General features: G+C 38.6%; 22 protein-coding genes and 2 pseudogenes. 5 read left to right on the forward strand and 19 right to left on the reverse strand.

Annotation, left to right across the window (positions count from 1 at the left end):
- Positions 1-9: 9 nt before the first annotated feature.
- Together R4Z10_RS18745 and R4Z10_RS18750 are read right to left on the reverse strand one after the other, a co-directional pair.
- Positions 10-1,806, reverse strand: a complete 1,797-nt coding sequence (locus R4Z10_RS18745; protein ID WP_338470790.1) for a sugar-binding domain-containing protein — start codon at positions 1,804-1,806, stop codon at positions 10-12.
- Positions 1,807-2,028: 222 nt separating this feature from the next.
- Positions 2,029-3,021, reverse strand: a complete 993-nt coding sequence (locus tag R4Z10_RS18750) for a LacI family DNA-binding transcriptional regulator (protein WP_338470791.1) — start codon at positions 3,019-3,021, stop codon at positions 2,029-2,031.
- Positions 3,022-3,226: 205 nt separating this feature from the next.
- Between R4Z10_RS18750 and R4Z10_RS18755 the strand changes: the two genes are divergently transcribed.
- Positions 3,227-4,465: an ROK family transcriptional regulator gene (locus tag R4Z10_RS18755; protein WP_338470792.1), complete on the forward strand. Its 1,239-nt coding sequence runs from the start codon at positions 3,227-3,229 to the stop codon at positions 4,463-4,465.
- 63 nt (positions 4,466-4,528) lie between these two features.
- Here R4Z10_RS18755 and R4Z10_RS18760 read toward each other — a convergent pair whose 3' ends face one another.
- The 7 genes from R4Z10_RS18760 to R4Z10_RS18790 all read right to left on the reverse strand — a co-directional run bounded on the left by R4Z10_RS18760 (position 4,529) and on the right by R4Z10_RS18790 (position 11,284).
- On the reverse strand, positions 4,529-5,359 hold the full coding sequence (locus R4Z10_RS18760; protein ID WP_338470793.1) for a carbohydrate ABC transporter permease: 831 nt from the start codon (positions 5,357-5,359) through the stop codon (positions 4,529-4,531).
- On the reverse strand, positions 5,360-6,259 hold the full coding sequence (locus R4Z10_RS18765) for a sugar ABC transporter permease (protein WP_338470794.1): 900 nt from the start codon (positions 6,257-6,259) through the stop codon (positions 5,360-5,362).
- Between the two features lie 181 nt (positions 6,260-6,440).
- A complete protein-coding gene (locus tag R4Z10_RS18770) occupies positions 6,441-7,706 on the reverse strand; it encodes an ABC transporter substrate-binding protein (protein WP_338470795.1) in 1,266 nt (421 codons plus the stop codon).
- A 269-nt stretch (positions 7,707-7,975) separates the two neighbouring features.
- Positions 7,976-9,073: a sn-glycerol-3-phosphate ABC transporter ATP-binding protein UgpC gene (gene ugpC / locus R4Z10_RS18775; RefSeq protein WP_338470796.1), complete on the reverse strand. Its 1,098-nt coding sequence runs from the start codon at positions 9,071-9,073 to the stop codon at positions 7,976-7,978.
- A 177-nt stretch (positions 9,074-9,250) separates the two neighbouring features.
- Positions 9,251-10,150, reverse strand: coding sequence for a helix-turn-helix domain-containing protein (locus R4Z10_RS18780; RefSeq protein WP_338470797.1), 900 nt, complete (start codon positions 10,148-10,150; stop codon positions 9,251-9,253).
- A gap of 29 nt (positions 10,151-10,179) precedes the next feature.
- Positions 10,180-10,569, reverse strand: a complete 390-nt coding sequence (locus tag R4Z10_RS18785) for a VOC family protein (protein WP_338470798.1) — start codon at positions 10,567-10,569, stop codon at positions 10,180-10,182.
- A 142-nt stretch (positions 10,570-10,711) separates the two neighbouring features.
- Positions 10,712-11,284: a thymidine kinase gene (locus tag R4Z10_RS18790; protein WP_338470799.1), complete on the reverse strand. Its 573-nt coding sequence runs from the start codon at positions 11,282-11,284 to the stop codon at positions 10,712-10,714.
- 251 nt (positions 11,285-11,535) lie between these two features.
- Here R4Z10_RS18790 and R4Z10_RS18795 point away from each other — a divergent pair, with 251 nt between their 5' ends.
- Complete coding sequence (locus R4Z10_RS18795; protein ID WP_338470800.1) at positions 11,536-11,811, forward strand: hypothetical protein; 276 nt, start codon at positions 11,536-11,538, stop codon at positions 11,809-11,811.
- A gap of 96 nt (positions 11,812-11,907) precedes the next feature.
- Here the strand turns inward: R4Z10_RS18795 and R4Z10_RS18800 are convergent, their stop codons facing one another.
- Positions 11,908-12,315 carry a hypothetical protein gene (locus R4Z10_RS18800; protein ID WP_338470801.1) on the reverse strand — a complete coding sequence of 136 codons (408 nt, stop codon included), beginning with the start codon at positions 12,313-12,315 and terminating at the stop codon, positions 11,908-11,910.
- Positions 12,316-12,397: 82 nt separating this feature from the next.
- A complete protein-coding gene (locus R4Z10_RS18805) occupies positions 12,398-12,838 on the reverse strand; it encodes a BsuPI-related putative proteinase inhibitor (protein ID WP_338470802.1) in 441 nt (146 codons plus the stop codon).
- 184 nt (positions 12,839-13,022) lie between these two features.
- Between R4Z10_RS18805 and R4Z10_RS18810 the strand changes: the two genes are divergently transcribed.
- Positions 13,023-13,475: a hypothetical protein gene (locus R4Z10_RS18810; protein ID WP_338470803.1), complete on the forward strand. Its 453-nt coding sequence runs from the start codon at positions 13,023-13,025 to the stop codon at positions 13,473-13,475.
- A 174-nt stretch (positions 13,476-13,649) separates the two neighbouring features.
- Here R4Z10_RS18810 and R4Z10_RS18815 read toward each other — a convergent pair whose 3' ends face one another.
- Positions 13,650-13,895 carry a hypothetical protein gene (locus R4Z10_RS18815; RefSeq protein ID WP_338470804.1) on the reverse strand — a complete coding sequence of 82 codons (246 nt, stop codon included), beginning with the start codon at positions 13,893-13,895 and terminating at the stop codon, positions 13,650-13,652.
- 505 nt (positions 13,896-14,400) lie between these two features.
- On the opposite strand from R4Z10_RS18815, the gene R4Z10_RS18820 reads away from it, so the two are divergent.
- Complete coding sequence (locus tag R4Z10_RS18820; RefSeq protein WP_338470805.1) at positions 14,401-15,330, forward strand: LytR family transcriptional regulator; 930 nt, start codon at positions 14,401-14,403, stop codon at positions 15,328-15,330.
- Between the two features lie 59 nt (positions 15,331-15,389).
- Here R4Z10_RS18820 and nagB read toward each other — a convergent pair whose 3' ends face one another.
- On the reverse strand, positions 15,390-16,118 hold the full coding sequence (nagB, locus tag R4Z10_RS18825; protein WP_338470806.1) for a glucosamine-6-phosphate deaminase: 729 nt from the start codon (positions 16,116-16,118) through the stop codon (positions 15,390-15,392).
- Positions 16,119-16,488: 370 nt separating this feature from the next.
- Complete coding sequence (locus R4Z10_RS18830; protein ID WP_338470807.1) at positions 16,489-17,022, reverse strand: YitT family protein; 534 nt, start codon at positions 17,020-17,022, stop codon at positions 16,489-16,491.
- A 428-nt stretch (positions 17,023-17,450) separates the two neighbouring features.
- Here R4Z10_RS18830 and R4Z10_RS18835 point away from each other — a divergent pair, with 428 nt between their 5' ends.
- The gene (locus R4Z10_RS18835; protein ID WP_338470808.1) at positions 17,451-18,098 is read left to right on the forward strand and encodes an SDR family oxidoreductase; all 648 of its coding nucleotides are present in this window, start codon (positions 17,451-17,453) and stop codon (positions 18,096-18,098) included.
- 107 nt (positions 18,099-18,205) lie between these two features.
- Here the strand turns inward: R4Z10_RS18835 and R4Z10_RS18840 are convergent, their stop codons facing one another.
- The 5 genes and pseudogenes from R4Z10_RS18840 to R4Z10_RS18860 form a co-directional block, all read right to left on the reverse strand.
- Entirely contained in the window at positions 18,206-18,736 is a 531-nt protein-coding gene (locus tag R4Z10_RS18840; protein ID WP_338470809.1) for a DUF3267 domain-containing protein, read from the reverse strand.
- Between the two features lie 214 nt (positions 18,737-18,950).
- Positions 18,951-19,274, reverse strand: coding sequence for an aldehyde dehydrogenase family protein (locus R4Z10_RS18845; protein WP_338470810.1), 324 nt, complete (start codon positions 19,272-19,274; stop codon positions 18,951-18,953).
- Between the two features lie 32 nt (positions 19,275-19,306).
- On the reverse strand, positions 19,307-20,026 hold the full coding sequence (locus R4Z10_RS18850; protein WP_338470811.1) for a DUF2935 domain-containing protein: 720 nt from the start codon (positions 20,024-20,026) through the stop codon (positions 19,307-19,309).
- A gap of 242 nt (positions 20,027-20,268) precedes the next feature.
- Positions 20,269-20,806 (reverse strand): annotated as a pseudogene (locus R4Z10_RS18855) (aldehyde dehydrogenase family protein); the annotation flags it as partial.
- Between the two features lie 120 nt (positions 20,807-20,926).
- Positions 20,927-21,580 (reverse strand): annotated as a pseudogene (locus R4Z10_RS18860) (aldehyde dehydrogenase family protein); the annotation flags it as partial.
- Positions 21,581-21,635 lie beyond the last annotated feature (55 nt).

The following is a 21,635-nucleotide window of genomic DNA, read 5'->3' on the forward strand; positions in this document are numbered from 1 at the left end:
TTCCAAGTATTAAATCGTCCAAGGACGATAGAGTTCGTTAATTTTCTTAATCTTAGATAAATCACATTTCGGTTTACGATCATACGTTAACAACCCATTGATTTCTTGCTCCACATCTGTTAACTGTGTATAGCAATAGCCGTATAAAACCTTTGAAGCATAGACAGCCTCCATAATGCGCTCGTAATCATCTAAAAATTCATCGGCATTGGCTACTGACGTGTAGCCCCAGCCGGCATCCTCTCCGACTTTATAGCCAATTCCGCCAAATTCGGTTAACAGAATCGGTTCTCCTTCATGTTCAAACCCATTCGCATAAATTGAGCGGCCGGCTGCTTTCGAGTTCAGAATGCTTTCCTTTGTCGCTAAATCCTCTTGGTACTGCCTATATTTTCCTGTTTCCTCTTTGCTTCCATGGTTATAGTTATGAATCGCACAAATATCTGTTTTCGTTAATTCCCATCCATCATTTGATATCACTAATCGTGTCGTATCAAGGGAATGAATTAAATGGTACATCGCCAACGAATGATGCTGCTGCTGACGATTGTCACGTATTTGCGGGATTCCCCAGCTTTCATTTAACGGAACCCATGCAACAATACTTGGATGATTATAGTCACGTTCAATAATTTCAATCCATTCCTTCGTCAACCGAGCGGCACTATCCTCACTATAAGAAGCAGACGCTGCACACTCGCCCCATACTAAAAATCCAAGCTTGTCAGCCCAATAAAGAAAACGGGGATCCTCCACTTTTTGGTGTTTACGGCAGCCATTAAAGCCCATTTCTTTCGAAAGTTCAATGTCCTTTTTAAAATCTTCATCACTCGGTGCTGTTAATAGTCCTTCTGGCCAGTAGCCTTGATCAAGGACAAGCTTTTGATAATATGGGCGATTATTTAAATACACCATGCCATTTTCCGTGTGGATCTTTCTCATCCCAAAATACGTATCTACAACATCAAGCACTTGATTATTATCGCGAACCTTTAGGACCACATCAAAAAGGTTGGGATTCTCTGGTGTCCATGTCCATCCATTATGATGGAAACTTGTTCTGAAAATTTTCCGATTAAAAATATCAAAATAACGTTTCGTATATGGTTCCTGGATGACAATCGTATCCTTGATGACTTTTTCTCCTTTAAAGGAAATGTCGATTTCAACCTCTTTCCCATAAAAATCACCAGCCAGTTCAAACTCAACACCAACCGCTCCTCTATCAACATCAGGGGTAAAACGGAGCTTCTGGAGATGGGTAGGATTCACTGCTTCAAGCCATACGGTTTGCCAAATTCCCGTCGTCCGGGTATACCAAATGCTGTCAGATTCCTCAATCCAGAACTGTTTTCCCCGTGGGATCGTTTCATCTGTTGAAGGGTCCTCCACTTTTACAACAAGTGTTTGCGGACCAGCTGTTAACACATCTGTAACATCAAAGTGAAAGCTGACATTTCCTCCTTCATGGAATCCGATGAACTGTTCATTCACATAAACCCACGCCCGGTAATCTACCGCCCCAAAGTGCAGGATGACTCGATTTCCCTGCCAACTCTCTGGAACTTCGAAACTGCGTTTATACCAAACCACATCATGAAAGCTTGGATCATCAATTCCACTTAGCTTCGTTTGATAGGCAAACGGAACATTGATTTTGCGGTCAAACGCTCCTTGATTTTCTTTAAACCATTTATCTTGTGTACCTCTATTGTTATCATCAAAAGCAAAAGACCATGTTCCATTCAAGTTCAACCACTTTTCTCGGACTAGCTGGGGTCTCGGATATTCTGGACGATATGTCATTATGCTCTCTCCTTTATCGTTTTATCTGTTAATCCGTTCAAGGCTTATCACTCATGAAAACGCCTACAAATACATTGTAGTCCAACGAAATAAACAGGTCAATTATTTTTTACTAAAATCTTTACCTATAATTTTACTTAAGTAAAAAGGGAATCCTAAGTCAAAAAGTTTGTGTCCCTAATAAACTTAAGGACGTGAACTCTTCTATTTAGGATTCCCTTGTTATTTAGAGCTTTCCCGGATTTTAAGCCTAGTTGAAATACGAACGGTTTTTGATATTTGTCTGCCGGCAAATTGCTCCATTAACATATCTGCCGCCGTTTCACCCATTAGCTCTGTATATACTTTAACCGTACTGAGCGGTGGATAAACATGTTTAGAAATGCTTAAATCATTCACACCAAAAATACTGACCTGTCCCGGGACAGAGATACCAGCATCATGAAGGGCCCGCAATGCTCCGATCGCCATGGAATCACTCCCAACGAAAATAGCGGTCGGGAGGGATCCTGTATGGTCAGATAATAGCTTTTGCATCAGTTTATAACCATCATCAACCGAAAACTTTTTTCCCACATACACAAACGGCTCGTGGTAAAGTCCTTTTTCTGTTAAAAACCTTTCAAAGCTGCTTCTTCTCTGATCGGTAATTTCAGCTGTCTGATCTTTATACACTTCACGGCCGCCTAAGTAGCCAATTTTAGTATGTCCCTGATCAACAAAATACTGAAGCACCTTTTCGGTCGCTTTCGTAAAATCAGCAATCACTGAATCAAATTCACTGTCATCAGGAGAACAGTCTACAAACACAAGGTTTTTTGTGATCCTCTGAAGCTCTTTGGCCTGATTGAAACTATACTTGCCAATCGCAATAATTCCGTGTATACCCTCCTCCTGAAGCGATGGCATGCGATCAATTGAAATATTCGTATACTGGACTTGATGATAGTTACACCTTTTCTCAGCCCCCATCCGAATGGCCATATAATAAAGATCATCTAACTCTTCTTTCTCTGTATACCAGTTAACAATCCCAATTTTATAGGCATGATTTTTCCTATTTGTTTTTTTACGATAAGAAAGCTTCTCTGCTGCCTCAAAGATTCTCTTTTTTGTATCATCGCTGACAGATAGGGTTTCATCATAATTCAACACTCTGGAAACGGTTGCATTTGATACACCGACTAAATTTGCAATATCCTTAATAGTTGCCATTCAACTGAATTCTCCTTATTTTTTAATTAAGAATTCCGATTCTCATTCATGACTTTATTATACTATATTGTAAACCTTTTCTGCCTATTTTAGTAAAATATTTATCTAACACTTCAGGCTAAAAGAAATGAGTTTAGTGAAATCGGCTATCTTCGTTTATAATTGAAATTAATAAAGTCTCTTTGGACAACTGGAGGAAAGTACGATGGAGAAAAACCGAATTACAGGCAGCTTCCAATTAATGAAGTCCATGAATCGCTCCTTAATCTTAAATGTCATTCGGGAAAAAGAGTCGATCTCAAGGGCAGAGATTGCCAAGTTAACAAAACTTACACCCCCAACGGTGACAAACATCGTCCGGGAATTATTAGAAACGGACCTTGTTGTGGAACAAGAGCTCGGACAGTCAAAGGGTGGAAGAAAACCGACTCTATTGACATTAAACAGTGATCGGCTGCATGTAATCGGTGTGGATATCGGCTCGCAAAACTTAAAAGTCATTTTAACGAACCTGACTGGAACGATCTTAAAGAAAAAGGTTATTGAAATCCCCGCCCCTATTACAAATGAAGCTCTGCTTTCTCTTTTGATTGAGGCCATTAGATCAACGATAAATGATAGAGATTTTGCAAAGGATAAAATTCTTGGAATTGGGATTGGGATGCATGGAATTGTCGACATTCCCAACGGCCTGTCGGTTTTTGCTCCAAACTTGAATCTGCGGAATATCCCGATTAAAGAGGCGCTAGAAGAAGAGTTTTCTCTGGAAGTGAAGGTTGAAAACGATGCAAGAGCCATGACATTAGGAGAATTATGGTTTGGCAATGGAGTCGGGGTCGAAAACTTAGTGTGCATAAATATCGGCCGCGGCATTGGCGCAGGGATCGTCATTGATGGGAAGCTGCATCATGGAAGTCATCATATTAGCGGGGAAATGGGCCATATGACAATTGACTTGAACGGACCCCCATGCACTTGTGGAAACAACGGGTGTCTCCAAAGCTTTGCCTCAGGTCCTGCGATTGCAGAGAGCGCAAGGAAAGAAATGATGGCAGGCAATAGCCCTATCTTAGCCCAGCTTGCTGGAAATGATGCGGAGGCGATTACCGGAGAGCTGGTCTATGAGGCCGCACTAAACGGTGACCTCACTTGCAGGCACATACTCGAACAAGCTGGCCGCTTCCTTGGCATTGGCATGACCAATCTGATTCATATAGTAAACCCACAGCGAATCATTCTTGGCGGAGGAGTTTCAAATGCCGGGGAAATGATTGTTACAAGCTTGATCGCTACCGTTAATAAACGAACCCTTACGGAAGCAGCCAAGCAAACGGAAATGATTGTTTCAAAATTAAAGGGTGATGCAACTGCATTAGGAGCGGTTGCGCTGATTCTCGTTGAATTTTTCAGAGTTAGGGCTGAAGATAGTCAACAAATAAAGTAAAAGGTACATTGTTCAAAAAAACCGAGGATCCTCTTTTTCAAGGATGGCCTCGGTTTTTTTATATTATTTAATTCCTGATTGAGTTACCCCTTTAATGAATGAACGCTGTCCGATGATAAAGATGATCACTACAGGAACTGTTGCAATCGCTGTTAATGCCATAAGTCGGCCTGGAGAGGAGACAAAACTTCCTTGCTGCATAATCGCTATCCCGGTTGTGATGGTTCTCATGTCAGGTGAGTTTGTAGTCAAGAGTGGCCATAAGAAATCATTGTAGATTGTCATAAACGTAAAAATAGCTAACGTCCATATGACCGGACGGGCGGCTGGCAATGCCACTTTCGTAAAGACCTGCCACTTATTGGCTCCATCCAAATAGGCCGCTTCTTCCAACTCTTTCGGAAAACCTTTGAAAAACTGATAAAGAAGAAATACCCCAAAAGCATTTGCTGAATAGGGAAGGATTAGAACCGCATATGTGTTCAGTAACCCCATTGAATTGAATCCCATATATTGAGGGATGAAGGTAATGACCCACGGAATCGTCATTGAACCGATAAACAAAGCAACTAAATACTTTTTGAACGGCACATCCAGTCTTGCTAAACCGTAAGCAGCTAATGTATCAACTGTCAGAACGATCAGTGTTCCAACCACTCCGACAAATAGAGAGTTCCCCATCCATTGCAATACAGGAGTATCCGCATTCCCTCCTAAACTATATTCATAGTTTTGGAGTGTAAATACTTCAGGAAGCCATTTGATTCCTGCCGTAAAGGCCTCTTGATCTCCTTTAAAGGAGGTAAGAATCATCCAAATCAACGGGGCAATAAAGAATATTCCAAGGATAATCGCTACGATGGTAATGATTATCTTAAACGGTTTACTTTGCATTTAATTCTCCCCCTTTTTTCGGTTCGAGAGTCTAAATTGAATCAGTGAAATGACGATCATAATTAAAGCCATCATAATTGACATCGCTGCAGCGCTTCCTAGCTGTCTTTGTGTAAAAGCTTCATCAACGATATTCATAAGCAGTACTTGTGTAGACGTTCCGGGACCCCCTCTTGTCATTAAGTACGGTTGTCCATAAATATTAAAGGAAGCAATTGTTGAGGTTAACGCAACAAACAGCATGGTTGGCTTGATGCTTGGAAGCGTGATATGGATAAACTTCTGCCAACGAGAAGCTCCATCTAATGAAGCCGCTTCATAAAAATCATCCGGTACATCGTTTAACGCATTTGTGAAAATAACCATATTAAACCCAACTGTCCACCAAAGCGTTGCGACAATAATAGATATCCAAGCCCATGGCATATTTGTTAACCATGGGATGGCCGAGATACCGATTTTTTCTAAATAAGCGTTAATCATCCCGCTATTCGTGTCAAGCAGCCATAGCCAGATGATGGCCACAATGGAAACGGACACAGAATATGGAATGAAATAAATCGTCCGGAAGAAACCGCGAATTTTACTTGTAAGACTATTTAATAACAGGGCTAAAGCAAGGCCAAAGGCAATTAATAAAGGAACACTAAAGATCACAAATATAAATGTGTTTTTAATGCCTTCAAAAAATAAGGTATGCAAATAAGAATCTGGATTAAAGATATTTTGATAGTTTTTAAACCCGATAAATTCTTTTACAGGATTAAGTAAATCCCAATTATGCATACTCATCCAAAAACCGTAGAAAATCGGAATTAATAGAAATACACTGAATGTAATGAGATAGGGTAGTACAAAAAGGCTCGAGGTTAGTTTCGACTTCCAAGATGTTTGTTGCATGTCTGTTCCCCCCTTAAAAAGGAATAATCCTGCTAATGCTCTAAAATCTTAAGTAAAATAATTCAATTCGTTCATTTATCTATGGATATCCATCTTTATGTGACTAATTTTTGTAGAAAAAAGGATATAAAAAAGCGAACAGGGAATTACCTTACCATGCCCTGTCCGCCTCCCTTGCCCATTACTTATTCAAAAATTGTTCAGCTTTTTTATTCGCATCTTCTAAAGCTTGCTTAGGATCTTTTTTACCTAATAGCGCAAGATTCACTTCAGCCCATAGAGGATCTGAGACTTGTCCCCAGTTTGCAATTTCAGGGGCAAACTTTGCATATTCGAATTCTTTTGCAACGATCGGCTGCTGAACCATTGATTTAAACTCTTCATTATCTTCATAAATGGCTTTAGATGCAGGTGCTTGTCCAGACTTTGCCCACTCCATAGCATTTCCTTGAATATATTTAAGGAAATCACTTACACCCTCCAGCGTTTTCTCATCTTCGACTGTGACTGGAATGACAAAGTTGTGACCATTTGCATAAACCGCTTGCTGATCACCAAATTGAGGAACCTCTGCTACGCCATAATTAATTCCTGCTGAATCCCATTGTTCCATCATCCAAGGTCCATTTAAATGCAATGCATTTTTACCTTGAAGGAATAAAGTGACTTCCCCATCTTGTTGAACATTAACTGGTGAAACTTTATGTTTATGAACCAAATCGGTTAAATAAGTAAGAGCTTTAACCCCAGCATCACTTGCATAGTTTGGTTTACCATCTTTTAAAAGCTCTCCACCATATTGATAGAAAAGAGTTGGGAAAATAAATTGATTTGGCCATAAAGTCGGGACAACATATCCATATTGATTTTTAGAAGGATCTGTTAATTTTTTTGCATATTCAAGAAACTCGTCACCTGTTGTCGGTGCTTTCTCAGGATCTAATCCTGCAGCCTCAAACAAGTCTTTATTATAGTATAAAATGAGCGGATGAATATCTAATGGAACGGAATATTGCTTACCGTCTACTGTTCCAACATCCCATGCTGTTTCCGCGTAATCTTCTGGATTAATTTCGGATTTTTCAATTGTACTAGATAAATCTTTTAGTAAATTCTTTTCACTATAGTTTGTAATCTGGTCTGTATGCATAATTAAAAGGTCGGGACCTTCATTTTGATTGGAAAATGATAGATCAACAGTTTTATAGTAATCTGTTTGTGGAACAATTTGGAGATCAACTTTATATTCTGATTGTGATTGATTATAATTTTCAACAATATTTTTCATGCGCGGGCCATCAGCACCCGAGAATGGTGTCCAGAACGAAATGGTTGTATTGCCGTCAGAAGAAGCCGTTTCACCGTTTGAATTACTAGAACATGCTGCTAAACTACCGAGCATAAGTGAAGCTGATAGAGCAAGACCTAGCCACTTTTTCTTTTTCATTTTTCCCTCTCCTTTTATAGCCAATATATATTCATTTACCCCCGCTTGGCTTTTATATGTTTGTTTTTAGTTAATTAATTAATTTAATTAACTCTCAATTCATCTTAATCTTTTGCCTTTATTTTGTCAACGCTTTCATTTAGTTTTTGCCTTCATTTTTAGTAAAACTTTAAGTAAAAAAGGGGTTTTTGCGAAAATAAGGGAAGTGAGTGATCTTCTTCGAAAGATCCTTCACTTCCCTGTGTTGTACGTTTTTTTAATTTAAAAACCTAACGAATTCTTAATTCCGTTTCTTTATCAAAGAAATGGACTTTATTCATATCAAGCGCCACTTCAATCGTATCCCCATGATTAATCTCTGATCTTGAATCAATACGAGCAACTAAATTCTGTCCTTCAAGGCTAGAATATACCATGGTTTCCGCACCTGTTAATTCAGCAACATCTACATGTAACTTAAAGGTTGACTCCTTAAAGGTATCGATAAACACTTGTTCATCATGGAAATCTTCTGGCCTAATTCCAAGGATAATTTCTTTGCCTACATACCCCTGTTCCCGTAAAATTTTCATTTTTCCTTCTGGAACTGAAATGGACTTTTGGCCAATGATGAATCTGCCATCTTCAATTTTTCCGTTAAAAAAGTTCATGGATGGAGACCCAATAAAGCTGCCAACAAAGACATTTTCAGGATTTTCATATACATCTTTAGGCGAACCAACCTGTTGGATGACCCCGTCCTTCATTACCACAATACGGGTAGCCATTGTCATCGCTTCTGTTTGGTCATGAGTAACATAAACCGTTGTTGTCTCTAAACGCTGATGCAGCTTAACAATCTCTGCGCGCATTTGCACACGAAGTTTAGCATCTAGGTTGGATAATGGCTCGTCCATTAAGAATACCTTCGCATCTCTGACAATCGCCCGACCTAAAGCCACACGCTGGCGCTGACCACCTGAGAGAGCCTTTGGTTTACGTTTTAAGTAATCTTCCAGCCCCAAAATTATTGCCGCTTCCTTCACGCGGCGATCGATTTCATCTTTTGAATATTTACGGAGTTTCAAGCCAAACGCCATATTATCATAGACCGACATATGTGGATAGAGCGCATAGTTTTGGAAAACCATCGCGATATCCCGGTCTTTAGGAGGTACATCGTTTACTCGTTTATCATCAATGTAGAAATCCCCTTGTGAAATTTCCTCAAGACCTGCAATCATTCTAAGTGTGGTTGACTTTCCGCAACCTGATGGACCAACAAAGACAATAAATTCTTTATCTTTAATATGTAGATTAAAGTCCTCTACGGCGGTTACTTTATTGTCATATATTTTATAAATATGCTCTAACTTTAATTCTGCCATGATTACTGCCCCCTCTATAGATTGTGCATGTCATGTAAGTGTTTACATTTTCTATCTTAACGTGATCTAACGTTTTAGGCATCAGCAGCTTGCACAAAAATCAGTAGGCCGCCTTTATGCACTTTGCCTATAAACATCCATGCCCCACATTCCGTACAGGTTTAAGTTCTCGCCTGTTTAAGTTGTCATTAAACAGGCGAAATAGACGGTTAGAGCGCTATGATAGTCTTTAAGATTGATCCCTGTTTTTTCACTAAATTTATCGATCCGATATTGTAACGTGTTGCGGTGAATAAATAGTCTCTTTGCGGCAAGCGATACATTTGACTGGTTTTGAAGCACTTCCATTAACGTTTTTCTTAACTCAGGATCTTCCTGTAAAATGGGAATGATATCGTTTTGAATTATTGCTAGGGGGACTTTAGGAAGTTCGGCCGTTAACAATACAGGCAGAATCTTTTCAAATGTAAAGACTCTTTCCTCAGAGCGCAGCCTAATCGCTTTAATAAAGAGCTCTCGCTCAAGAAAATAAGATTCTCTTAATAAACCGGGATCGTCTCTAAATTTTCCAATATAAAATTTGGGTTGGATGTAAAAATCATTTTCCAGTGTATAAGAGATTGAGTGAAGGTCTTCTTCCCCATACAATACCTGCTTTTTTCCCTCGATGATTAAACCGTTTGACCCATCAAGCCAAATAAAGGCAAGTGCTTCATTGAAAAACTCGTTAATGGCGATGATTAATTCATTCATGTCTTGATCAAGGCGTTTGATTTGAAATTGAATAAAACGGATGGATGTGTCTAGATCAACCTTGGGAAACTTCTTGTCTTCAAATATATAAGAATACCATTCTCGTGCAGATTCAGTTAATTGAAGGGAGTAAGGAGATCGAATCCATTCATATAAAGTACTCAATAGATCAAGCTGCTCCTGACTCAGTTCAGTCTTCGGCACTCCCAACCAAAACGGCTCAGAATCTGTTTCCTTAAACCAATAGTAATTCTCGTCATATATCACTGGAGGACGATTCGTTGCAATTGCATTTGCAAAATAAGACGTTAATTTTTTAAGCATGATCATTTTCATTCCTTACATTTGTCAGGCTAGTCCATTTCATAGAGCTCAATCGGCAATCCATCTGGATCTTTAAAAAAGGTATATTTTTTCCCAGAAACGGGGTCTATTCGAATGTCCTCTACTTCGACTTCCTGCGCATTTAAATCATTTACAGCCTCTTCAATCGTTTCAACAGCAAACGCGAGATGCCGTAACCCTGCTGCTTCCGGATAATTGGGCCTCTCAGGAGGATTCGGAAAGGAAAACAACTCAATTTGATATTGTCCATTGAGTTCTAGATCGAGTTTATAAGATTTCCGTTCCTCTCGATAAATTTCCCTAATCGGGGTAAATCCAAGTATTCTTATATAAAAATCTTTTGAGATCTCGTAATTCGAACAAATAATTGCAATATGATGAATACCTAAAAGCTTCATAAATTCCCACTTCCTACTATAGTAAATGGATTTAGTTCAATTCCGTTATCAATAAAAATTATAACATACCATTTAACTCGGTGTTTCTGTTTGGGTATTCCTGGATGGTGGCACCCATCCAGGAATTGATTTCCCCTCACACTCACAATAACGGATGCTGATGATGTTTTCTACATACGGGATAGTATTGATCATTCCCACCGATTTGGATTTGCTCCCCTTCACGAACCGGCTCATTCGATTGATCGACACGCAAAGCCATAATGGCCTTTTTCTCGCAAAACCAACAAATGGTTTTCATCTCTTCAATCTTATCTGCATACAGCAACATGTATTTACTGCCCTCAAATAAATGGTTTTGAAAATCATTTTTTAACCCGAAGCCCATGACTGGAATATTTAAATCATCTACAATTCTTGCCATCTGGAGAACCTGTTCTTTTGTCAAAAATTGAACTTCATCTACTAAAACACAACTTAATCGAAATAGCCATTCACTTACAATTTGGAAAAGATCCGTATCGGGCTCAATCGGAATCGCTTTTCGCTTTAGTCCTACTCTTGATGACACCCAGCCTGCCCCATCGCGATCGGCAATCGCTGGTGTAAATAGAAGAACATTTTTATTCTGTTCCTCGTAATTATGAGCAACTTTAATCACTTCAATCGATTTGCCGCTATTCATTGCCCCATATTTGAAAAATAATTGAGCCATTGCTCATTACCCCTTTTTTTAACATTGTGTGTAAAAAACAAAAGTAGTAGGTTTCCTAATCCTATTTTATTAAAAAATACTTTACATATTGAATGCAATGCGAGGCCTTGACGAAAGGCTTCCCCACTCTTGTATGACAACATTTTTTCAACAAATAATCGAGTGCCTTTCGTTTCATATCTGTATGATTTTTTCCTTAACGAGAAAAGATATACAAGACTTCATCTACTTTTACAGGAAAGGAGATTTCCATGAATAAAAAATGGTTTCATATCCTAGCGGTTATGCTTTTATCTATCCCTCTGATTACAGGCTGCAACAATGACACGGATTCACCACCGCCCCCTGAAGCAGATAATCAGGAGGATAATCAAGAAGATACGAGTCAAGAAGGGCCAGCTGTGAAAGAACCAACTGAAAAAGCGGAAGATCTTATTAATGACAATAACGAGGTATCCCCAGAAGAAAAACAAAGAGACCGTGAAATGGAGGAAAATATCGAAGAAAACATGGAGAATTTGGAATAAAGTCAAGGGTTCAGGCACCATCTATTATTTGGATTTGACTATCCGAGGGCTCCCCCCAAAAAATTAATGGATGGCACCTGGCACCACAGATCCACTTTATTTCTCTTTACAATGTTTTTCACCTAGTTTTGTTGCCCATTTTTCACACCAAAAGTCATCATAAGGGGGCAATGCTTTTCCTTGTTTTCGTTGGTAGTTCCGATAATGGTATCGAATGGCCGATGGAATATTTACGGCAAATGGCATCAATATCCCAAGCATCATATTTTGAAAACAGTGGCCATATTCATGGCTTTTTAAAGTTTGACTAGCATTTTTCTGCACAAAGAAAAACCCGCCAAAATTGACGCCGCCCCAATTCCTGCCAATCTCAAAGTAAATGCCATGACCAAACCTTTTTGGCTGATGCCCTTTTAAAATTAGCACAATAGCGATCATTGCTCCTAGTGCATTTAAAGGAATTCCCCAAGTGAATTGAACCATCCAAAATAAATATGTGCGCATATCATTTCCCTCATTACAAAAAAGCTAATTACCATCTCAGTTTAAGTTTTTAGCGGAAACTCTGACGGGATCGGAAACTTCCCTATTCGATAATAAACTTCTTTTCTACTTTGTAAGCCTCTCCGTCTTTCGGGGTTAGCCAGGCAGTAAGGACATATTCCCCTTGCTGCAAGTTCAAATCCCGAAGATCAATATCGTATAATAGTGAATCTTCTTGTTTAACCGTTTCCTCGCCTAGCATTTGCAAGAACGAAGTGACACTTGAATACAGGAAAATTTCTTCTCCTGCTTTATTTTTCACAGAATAGTCAAATCTCTGTGAGCTCGTAAACTCTAGGACAACCTCGTTTTCTGACTTATTGATGACCTCGTATTGAAAAACATCTCCATCTTTCTCGTGAATCATTGCCTCTACCCTACTAGCCATGTCTTCACCATCCTTCTCCTCATTCACATTCTGTTCAGTTGCACCACAACCAACCAGCAGCAAAACAAACAGTATTATCATCCATTGTTTTCCCATGATTTGACCCCATTTGTTAAGATTTTATGGCTATTTTATTTAAATGAAAAATTAACTCCAAGTTTATTATATAATACAATTATATATCCGATGAATGCATTATTTTGAAAATAATTAGATAAATTTGAAAATTAAACAAGGGTTTTGAAAAAATTTGTAGAAATCTATTGGTACAAGGTGAAAAGTGGAATTTTATTATGAATGGAGTGTGAAACATATGTTCAAATGGTTGTTACGTTTACAAACTGAACAAGGAAGTTGTGAAAAAAGGGTAAAAAATATAATGACACGTTTAAAAATCGAGGAATATCAATACAATTGGGACCGCGATAGTTGTTATATTGAATTTTTCTATCAAGGACAATCATTTAGAATGGAACACTCTATTTCGAAAGCAAAAGAAAAAGGCGTTTTTGGCGTAAGAAATGGTTTGGACTGTTTAATGGAGTTAGCAATTACCCTCGAAGATCTTTGTAAAATTATTGAAAGAGGAACGTATAAACTCGACACATGGGTGGCCGGCATGAGAGTTGAAGCTACTCATTCAGAAGAGGTAGAAGTTGAGGAAGAGGAAGAATATGAGTACCCAAAATACGTACCAGAAAGAATTCCTCGGATTGCGAGATTGCGTAACTAGGAACAAATCAATTTCCGGAGACTTATTAATCCCTTTCCTCTTCGATAGAGGCGTTCTTTCACTTGAAATATAAAGGGATGTCCCTGTATTAATAAACGCTGCTGAAATCGATAGATGAGTAAAAATGCATACCATGTCTATGTTTTATTTACCATGTAAACATTTTCGTTAGGTCTACACACTTTTGGTTGCTTTAACTCGGTAATTCTGAAGTTTTCGAGAAACTCTTTTGTTTTTGGTGGCATTAACCTGATATTCTACCCTTTTGGAAAGTTTCTTTAAATTTTTGAGAGTATTAACATAATATTCCATGATTTTTGAATTAGCATGGTATTCTACCTTTTTCAAAGGGTTTCCCTGATTTTTTGGATATATTAAACCAGTAGCTACCAATTCCAAAGTTTCTTTAGATTGTTGCATTAACCTGGTTGCACCTGCTTTCTTATTGCTATAAATCAGTAATATTCCATCTCACGTTTGTTAAAAATATACATGTTATTGGAACCGTTACTGATTTTAAGAGGAAATTCATAATGCCTAATTCAGATAAGATCATCCTAACTCAATTATAATTAACAGGCGAAACACTTGAATCATACTGATTTCATCATGAAACACATCTTGCCTGTTGCTTCCTCTTGCCCAAATTTAGCTATACTCGTTGCTCTCCTCGCTTCCCCGTACCCTCTTTTTAAAACCAACCCTCAAATCTGTCACAAAATCTCCTTTTTTCTCCTTTTTTTATCCGTATTACTCTACTGGTATATAATACCTAAAACCTTTCTCCTGACTTATTTATTAGTATCCAAATGCTAAATCATGCCTCATACCGATTCAACCAGACAAAAAGCACTATATTTTGACAGGGTTTTTCATTATAATAGGGGAAGGTATGTATTAACTTCTTCGGAGAAAGGATAAGAGCATGCGAGCAGATAAAAAACGTAAAAAAGGAAAGAATTGGCTTAAAATTACTGGGATTATTGTCTTATTATTAGTCATTGGAGCTGGAGTATACGCCTACTCTATATTTCATTCATTAACTAACGCTGTCGATACAATGCATCAACCAATTGAACGGGAAAAATCCGAAAAGCGCCCTGAAGGAATTACTTTAAATCAACAGGACCCTTTCTCTGTTTTGCTATTAGGGGTTGATGAACGTAAAGGGGACCGTGGACGTTCCGATACGATGATTGTGTTGACTGTTAATCCGAGTCAGAACTCGATTAAAATGTTAAGCATTCCACGGGATACGAGAACTGAAATCGTCGGACGTGGGAAAGAAGATAAAATCAACCATGCCTATGCCTTTGGTGGCGAGGAAATGTCCATGAATACGGTTGAACATTTATTAGATATTCCGATTGATTATTATGTTCGAGTCAACATGGAAGGCTTTAAAGATATTGTTGATGCGGTCGGAGGAATTCAGGTGAATAACAAGCTAGAATTCTCTAATGATGGACATCGTTTCACTACAGGTCCAATCAACTTAAATGGTAACCAAGCATTATCATTTGTGAGAATGCGATATGATGACCCTAGAGGCGATTTTGGCCGTCAAGAAAGACAACGCCAAGTGATCTCTGGAGTCATTGATCGTGGTGCCTCTTTCAGTTCTCTCACAAAGTTTGGTGACATCTTTGCTGCACTAGGTAAAAATGTTCGAACGAACCTTACTTTTGATGAAATGTATGATATTCAGAAAAATTATAAAGGCGCCATCGGTTCCATTGATCAACTACAAATGACAGGTCAAGGAACGAAAATTGGCGGGGTTTATTATCAAATCGTATCCGATGATGAACTGCAAAAAGTACAAGATGAATTGAAATCTCATTTGGAAATATAAAAAGAAGGGTCCCCCAGGCTTCAGTTTCAGGAAGTTGTCCGGGGGACCCTATCATTTTATTATTCTTCACCTAGTGCAGCACGGTCTGCAATAATCGTTACATTTGGATGCTTCCCTAAGACGGTTACAGGACATTCTTCTGTTATTTCACCGTTTAATAACCGGGAAAGTGCATGGGCTTTTTGTGCCCCTGAAACTAGTAATATAATTTCTTTACTCTTCATGATTGTCGAGATCCCCATTGTTACAGCATGGGTCGGAACCTCTTCTAGGCTATTAAAAAAGCGAGCATTGGCTTCACGAGTATCTTGAGTTAATTCTACAATGTGAGTAGGAGATTCAAAAGGGGTTCCAGGCTCGTTAAATCCAACATGCCCATTGACTCCTAGACCTAGAACTTGCAAATCAATTCCACCAGATTGATCAATCAACTTTTCATATTCTTCACACTCACGTTGAAGGTCGCTCATTTGATTTCCATTTGGAATATGAGTGTTAGATTTCTCAATATCAATATGACCGAGTAAATGTTGATTCATGAAATAGTGATAGCTATTCGGATCATCCTCTGGTATTCCCACATATTCGTCTAAATTAAATGTTTTCACGTTTTTGTAAGAGGTACCTCCATTTTGGTGATCCTCCACCAACTTTCGATACATCCCCTCTGGGGTACTGCCTGTTGCTAATCCAAGGTTGAAGCTTGGATTGTCTTGAATTTTTTTAATGATGATCTCACTTGCTTTTTGACTTAATTCTTCATAATTATTAACCTTAATCAGATTCATATTATCTCCTTTCCGGATAGAGGCTTCAAATACGTTTGATAAAATGAATGGTTTCTAGCACTAACTCGTACTAGTTGACCCCCAAGTTCATTCGCCTCAGCCAGCAACCGTTCACTAATCTTAATTTTATGAAATCATTTTACCACTTCATTCAATGGATGAATACATCCGTAATCGTTTACATTGTGAATTTTTTTTACGATAAACAGCCTTCATAAAACTAAACAAACGTTTGATTGAAAAATTTCTTAATCAAACCTTTGTTTAGTAAAACCCTATTCCTAAAAATACTTCCCTTTATTATACATTCTATTCGTTCAGCCACCTAGTCTTTCTCGGTTGATGAAAATGGCCTTGGGACATTGTTGTCCTAAAGCCGCTCATAACACAATGAGGCAAGTACACCTGCCGTTAGGATTGTAATGCTTGAAAAAACAACACTTTGTAGACCTAATGTTTGAAAACCAAGCAGAACAATGAACACATCCATTACCGCAATGAGAAGTCCAATATTCCATGCGGTTGCTTTTGAAATAAAGTAAGCAATTAAGTCTGTTCCACCAGTGCTTGTCTTATATCGCAGCATAAGACCGACGCCAATTCCACAAATGGCTCCTCCAAGAACCGCACTTAACCCGATTGGGAGGGTAAATTGGTATGGGACTAACAAATCGATAAAAATAGCGGTTAAAACCATCCCATACACACTTCCGTGAAACTGTTTCCGATCCTTTATCCAAGCGTAAATAATTAATGGAATGCTTAACAAGGCTGACCATAATCCTGCATTATAATCAAAATAATAGTGAAGAATCAGTGCTAGTCCAATAATGCCCCCATCCAACAAGTGATGTGGCACCAAAAATCCATTAATCCCTATACCGAGCAGAAAACTTCCAAGCACCAAAGCCGCCCATCTAGCAAAAACTGTAATCACCCCATTTTTACATACAAACCCACTACTATCTTTATGATGCTTGTCATAAAAATATTCGAGCAGCTTCGGATGGGAGATTATTCAGCCTTCTTTAGAAGACGTATGATGGGCTTTTCCATTGCTATTTTAACTCATTATGTACTATGAACTATTCTCACTTACTATTCCATACCAATTCAACCAGCTTTGTTGTTTACTTACCCTTTTTTCACTTTTTCAAACCACTTTTTTTACTTACCCTTTTCCTCACCTTTTCAAACCATTTCGTTCTTTATTTGCCTTTTTCGGTCAACCTTTTACTTTATAACCGTTCTCCTGTAAAGCACTCTTCTTGATAACTCACCCACCTTTTGAAAAAATAGAAGAGATGAAACAAAGAGAGGAGTCGTTTTTAAATGAAGGTATTGGTCATTGGAGCAAATGGTCAAATTGGGAAACAGGTTGTTAACCTCCTGCATGAAAGCAATGAACATACGGTTCGTGCGATGGTGCGTGACGAAAAACAGTTTAACACCCTTAAGGAAAAAGGAATTGAAGCGGTTGTGGGGAACTTGGAAGGTTCTGTTGATGACATTGCGAAGGCGATCCAAGGCTGTGACGCAGTTATCTTTACTGCTGGGTCTGGTGGTCATACAGGTCCGGACAAAACATTATTAGTTGATTTGGATGGGGCTGTTAAATCGATGATGGCTGCCGAAAAAGTGGGAGCCAATCGGTATGTGATGGTGAGTGCCATTGGGGCTCATATCCGAGATAGCTGGGCAGACAGTCCAATTAAACCGTATATGGTTGCCAAACATTTTGCAGATAAAGCACTTGTGGACAGCAAGCTAAACTACACCATTGTTCGCCCAGGCGGTTTATTAAATGAACCTGGTACAGGGAAAGTCACTGCAGCAGAAAACTTAACACGGTCATCCATTCCACGTGAAGATGTTGCGAAAACCCTTGTCGCCGTCCTAACCGAGGAAAACACTTATAAACGAGGATTTGATTTAGTATCTGGTCAAACTCCTATTGGAGACGCCTTAAAAACCCTATAAACAATGAAAAGTGCCAGGAACCTTCCGAAAGGTACTGCACCCCCAAAATTAAGGTTATTTACTCTACCTTTTGGGGGTCGCCATCAAACGGAAGATGGGCTGGCACTTCAACCTTTATATATAATACAACCAATTGCATTTGGATGATCTTCTAAAAGGGCATTCCCTGAATAGGGTTTAATTTTACGAAAAATAATCCAATCGCCTATCCCTCCAGCCATTAAAAACACAGAAATAGCAAGCAGAAGTCCGTTTCCAATGGCTAATGCTAAAATTAATGGGATGATCCCCGTTAGTATGACAGGTAATAGCAATGCAATTCTATAGGCTTTAACTTTAATAGGAACCTTACAATGTGCATAAGGGGTAATATGTTTTAGTATAAAACCGAACTTAACTTCTGTTATTTTAGCTTTTCCAAAGACAATAAAACCAAATCCATGCAGAGCTTCATGTATAATTACTCCTACAACATAACCTAAATAAAACTTCCATAGGAAATCTAAACTAAAATTAAATTCAAATCCCCAGATAGAAAAAAATGCAATGAATGCTAGAATACCAATTATTATGGTATAAATACTTGCCTTTCTGTTCATATATCGAGGATCAACAGTGACTTCAATACTCTGTTTCATATTCTCACCAGCCTTTATTTAAAGTTTCAGATAGTCAAATTTAATTTTGAAAGAAAATAAGTTAATGAAGAAACTCTATTTGTTACAATAACTGATTTTCCCTCTAGACCATTTGGATGGTGAATTGGTTGTAAAAAATTCAATTTCTTTAAGCTCACTAGACTGTGTTTTTAATTCTAGCAAACTTTCGCCTTTAATGTAAGAATTCTTAATCTCACGTTTTTAATCTATTAACAGCTGCACTGAGCTTTTCAATAATTTCAACCTCGACTGATTCATGAATATAGATACGATTCGTACATATGCAAGTTTGGCCGGCATTTCTGAATTTAGAAGCGCCCCCTTCCACCCCCTTATCAATGTCTGCATCCTCCATCACAATAAACGAAGCATGATTACCTAGTTCCAAGGTAATTTTCTTTACCGTATCTGCCTCTCCTTTCATAAGCAACTTTCGAACCGCAGCGAAACCAGTGAACGTTAGCTTACGAACTTTATCATATCTGTACCTAATTCCATTTGCGACTGCCCAACGCACAAAAAAACAGCCCTTTAAGGCTGCTAAATGGATTATTTTAATTTTTTGTTCTTAGAGGTTAGTTGAGATTCAAATAAATCGATAATTTCTATGAATCTTTCAGCTTCTCTAAATGTATGATCGGCGAGGAGTGGATGAATATTGCTCTTTATCCGACAAGCTTCTATTAAATCCCTTGCTGTTTTCTTAAAATCCCTTAATGAAGCCACTGAAACTCTATTTTGGTTCAAAAACTGATCCAATAGCGGTCTAGTTTCGGATTGTGGGCGCATTGAATCCAAATCAACTGCCTGAAAAACCAATTGATCAAAATCATGGCTAAACTCTCTTGATTGTTCCACTAACTTTCTTTCAGATGGATCTAAAAGATGCCCAATAAATTTGGCATGATCAGCCATAATCCTAAGGAAAAATACATTTTCTTGAATAATGGTATCAGGTTGGTAGGCAAGTTTTCCTTCATTGAGGTCCTTTAAGCGGTTAGCAAAATAAGCAGCTTCTCTACTGATATGGTCAACTAATAGTGGGTAGTTATTTGAGCGAATTTCACAGCGCAAAGATAAAACCAGTACCTTTCTCTTGTAACTCCAAATAGCTACAGCTGCTTGATATACCTCATTGTTAAAAGCTTGAACTTGACGAATGTCCGATCCCGCATTAAGTATTTCCAATTTTTCCTCTATTCGTTCAAATAGAGTGATGAACTGTTTAGCCTCTGCAATCAATTGCGTCTGTTCATAGGTAAATCCCAAGCTTTAAAATAAGGCATGTTCCTTCATAACCCTCGACCAAAACCGAATTTCATCTAAGGACCTCATAATTGGTTTAGCCTTAGCCATAATGCCCCCTCCTTATTTACAACACCTTTCCCTTCAATATATGTGTGCTCATTTAATCCTATTCAATATTCCTATGCAAACAGGCACTGCCAATTGAAAAAGGGGCCAGACACTCTCGAAAACGAAAGATTGTCTGGCCCTTTTTATCTCTCTTCCTAAAACCCAATGGACATATATTTCACTTCAAGGTATTCGTCCATTCCATAGTGGCCGCCTTCTCGGCCAAGTCCACTTTCTTTGACGCCTCCGAATGGGGCTTGGGCGACAAATGGGAGTCCATCGTTAAGTCCAATGATTCCGTATTCAAGCTGTTCACTCATGCGAATCGCTTTGCCGAGATTTTCAGTAAGACATAAGCAGCCAATCCGTATTGGGAATTATTGGCTCGTTGGATGACTCTTCCTCTGTTTTAAAAGTTGTTACAGGTGCCAGTGGACCGAATGTTTCCTCTGTCATACAAATCATTTCATCGGTTACATTGCTAATAATCGTTGGTTCAAAATAATACCCATTGGCGAAATCAGCCCTTTTCCCTCCAAGAAGGATGGTTCCTCCTTTACTTACAGCATCTTCAATGTGTTCGGTTACTTTATTGATGGCATTCTCATCAATCATTGACCCAACATCTGTTCCCTCTTCTAAGCCATTCGCCACTTTTAATCTTTTCACAGCTGCACTGAATATTTTCAGAAATAATTACTTTTAAGCCAGCTAGATAAAATGGGTGAAACATAGGAATGTCCTTATGTTTCACCCATTGGGATTATTTTGGGAGACACGAGAACGTCCCCTCTGAAATGTTTACCCTTATTTTTTATCCGAAAACCAGCCCGTTGGTTCCACAAAGAAGCCCTTATCTAATCCATTTTCAGTCAGACGGTTTCCACCGCAAGCCAATGTTGCTCCTTCCCTTTTTCCAATTTCAATGTATTCAAGAATTGAGTTCAATTGCGCCTCACTTACAATTGCACCCATTCCAGAACCTTCTTCTAAACCAGGTCCGACTTTGATGTTTTTCGCACGTCTGACAAACTCAGCAACAAATTTGTCGTAGATGCGGTCATCGACAATAATGCGGCTTCCCGCAGAACAAACTTGACCAGATCCATAGAAAATTCCGACTAATGCGTTGTCAACCGGTGCCTCAAAATCAGCCTCGGCAAAAATAATATTGGGTGACTTCCCACCTAATTCAAGGGAGATTTTTTTCAAATTGCCGGCAGCATTGCGCATGATCTGTTTACCGACCTCTGTGCTTCCCGTAAATGAAACCATATCACTAGAAGCAATCGCATTACCAATGATTGAGCCTTGTCCTAAAACTAAATTCACCACGCCTTTTGGAACGCCTACCTCTTCGATGATTTCTACTAGTTTCATCGCCGTTATTGGTGTGACTTCAGCCGGCTTATAGACAATCGTATTTCCAGCTGCCAATGCTGGAGCAAACTTCCAAACACTCATGAGGAAAGTGTTAATTGTTGAAACTTTCAAATAATTATGAAATAATTTAATAATAGTT

It is taken from the genome of Niallia sp. XMNu-256 (genome assembly GCF_036670015.1).
GTDB lineage: Bacteria > Bacillota > Bacilli > Bacillales > Cytobacillaceae > Bacillus_BD.

What these genes read in the sequence shown, in the direction of transcription:
- R4Z10_RS18745 (WP_338470790.1), bottom strand. Translation starts at nt 1,806, where the DNA reads ATGACATATCGTCCAGAATATCCGAGACCCCAGCTAGTCCGAGAAAAG.
- R4Z10_RS18765 (WP_338470794.1), bottom strand. Translation starts at nt 6,259, where the DNA reads ATGCAACAAACATCTTGGAAGTCGAAACTAACCTCGAGCCTTTTTGTA.
- R4Z10_RS18755 (WP_338470792.1), top strand. Translation starts at nt 3,227, where the DNA reads ATGGAGAAAAACCGAATTACAGGCAGCTTCCAATTAATGAAGTCCATG.
- R4Z10_RS18835 (WP_338470808.1), top strand. Translation starts at nt 17,451, where the DNA reads ATGAAGGTATTGGTCATTGGAGCAAATGGTCAAATTGGGAAACAGGTT.
- nagB (WP_338470806.1), bottom strand. Translation starts at nt 16,118, where the DNA reads ATGAATCTGATTAAGGTTAATAATTATGAAGAATTAAGTCAAAAAGCA.
- R4Z10_RS18805 (WP_338470802.1), bottom strand. Translation starts at nt 12,838, where the DNA reads ATGGGAAAACAATGGATGATAATACTGTTTGTTTTGCTGCTGGTTGGT.
- R4Z10_RS18820 (WP_338470805.1), top strand. Translation starts at nt 14,401, where the DNA reads ATGCGAGCAGATAAAAAACGTAAAAAAGGAAAGAATTGGCTTAAAATT.
- R4Z10_RS18800 (WP_338470801.1), bottom strand. Translation starts at nt 12,315, where the DNA reads ATGCGCACATATTTATTTTGGATGGTTCAATTCACTTGGGGAATTCCT.
- R4Z10_RS18840 (WP_338470809.1), bottom strand. Translation starts at nt 18,736, where the DNA reads ATGAAACAGAGTATTGAAGTCACTGTTGATCCTCGATATATGAACAGA.
- R4Z10_RS18770 (WP_338470795.1), bottom strand. Translation starts at nt 7,706, where the DNA reads ATGAAAAAGAAAAAGTGGCTAGGTCTTGCTCTATCAGCTTCACTTATG.
- ugpC (WP_338470796.1), bottom strand. Translation starts at nt 9,073, where the DNA reads ATGGCAGAATTAAAGTTAGAGCATATTTATAAAATATATGACAATAAA.
- R4Z10_RS18750 (WP_338470791.1), bottom strand. Translation starts at nt 3,021, where the DNA reads ATGGCAACTATTAAGGATATTGCAAATTTAGTCGGTGTATCAAATGCA.
- R4Z10_RS18815 (WP_338470804.1), bottom strand. Translation starts at nt 13,895, where the DNA reads ATGCAACAATCTAAAGAAACTTTGGAATTGGTAGCTACTGGTTTAATA.
- R4Z10_RS18790 (WP_338470799.1), bottom strand. Translation starts at nt 11,284, where the DNA reads ATGGCTCAATTATTTTTCAAATATGGGGCAATGAATAGCGGCAAATCG.
- R4Z10_RS18795 (WP_338470800.1), top strand. Translation starts at nt 11,536, where the DNA reads ATGAATAAAAAATGGTTTCATATCCTAGCGGTTATGCTTTTATCTATC.
- R4Z10_RS18785 (WP_338470798.1), bottom strand. Translation starts at nt 10,569, where the DNA reads ATGAAGCTTTTAGGTATTCATCATATTGCAATTATTTGTTCGAATTAC.
- R4Z10_RS18780 (WP_338470797.1), bottom strand. Translation starts at nt 10,150, where the DNA reads ATGCTTAAAAAATTAACGTCTTATTTTGCAAATGCAATTGCAACGAAT.
- R4Z10_RS18760 (WP_338470793.1), bottom strand. Translation starts at nt 5,359, where the DNA reads ATGCAAAGTAAACCGTTTAAGATAATCATTACCATCGTAGCGATTATC.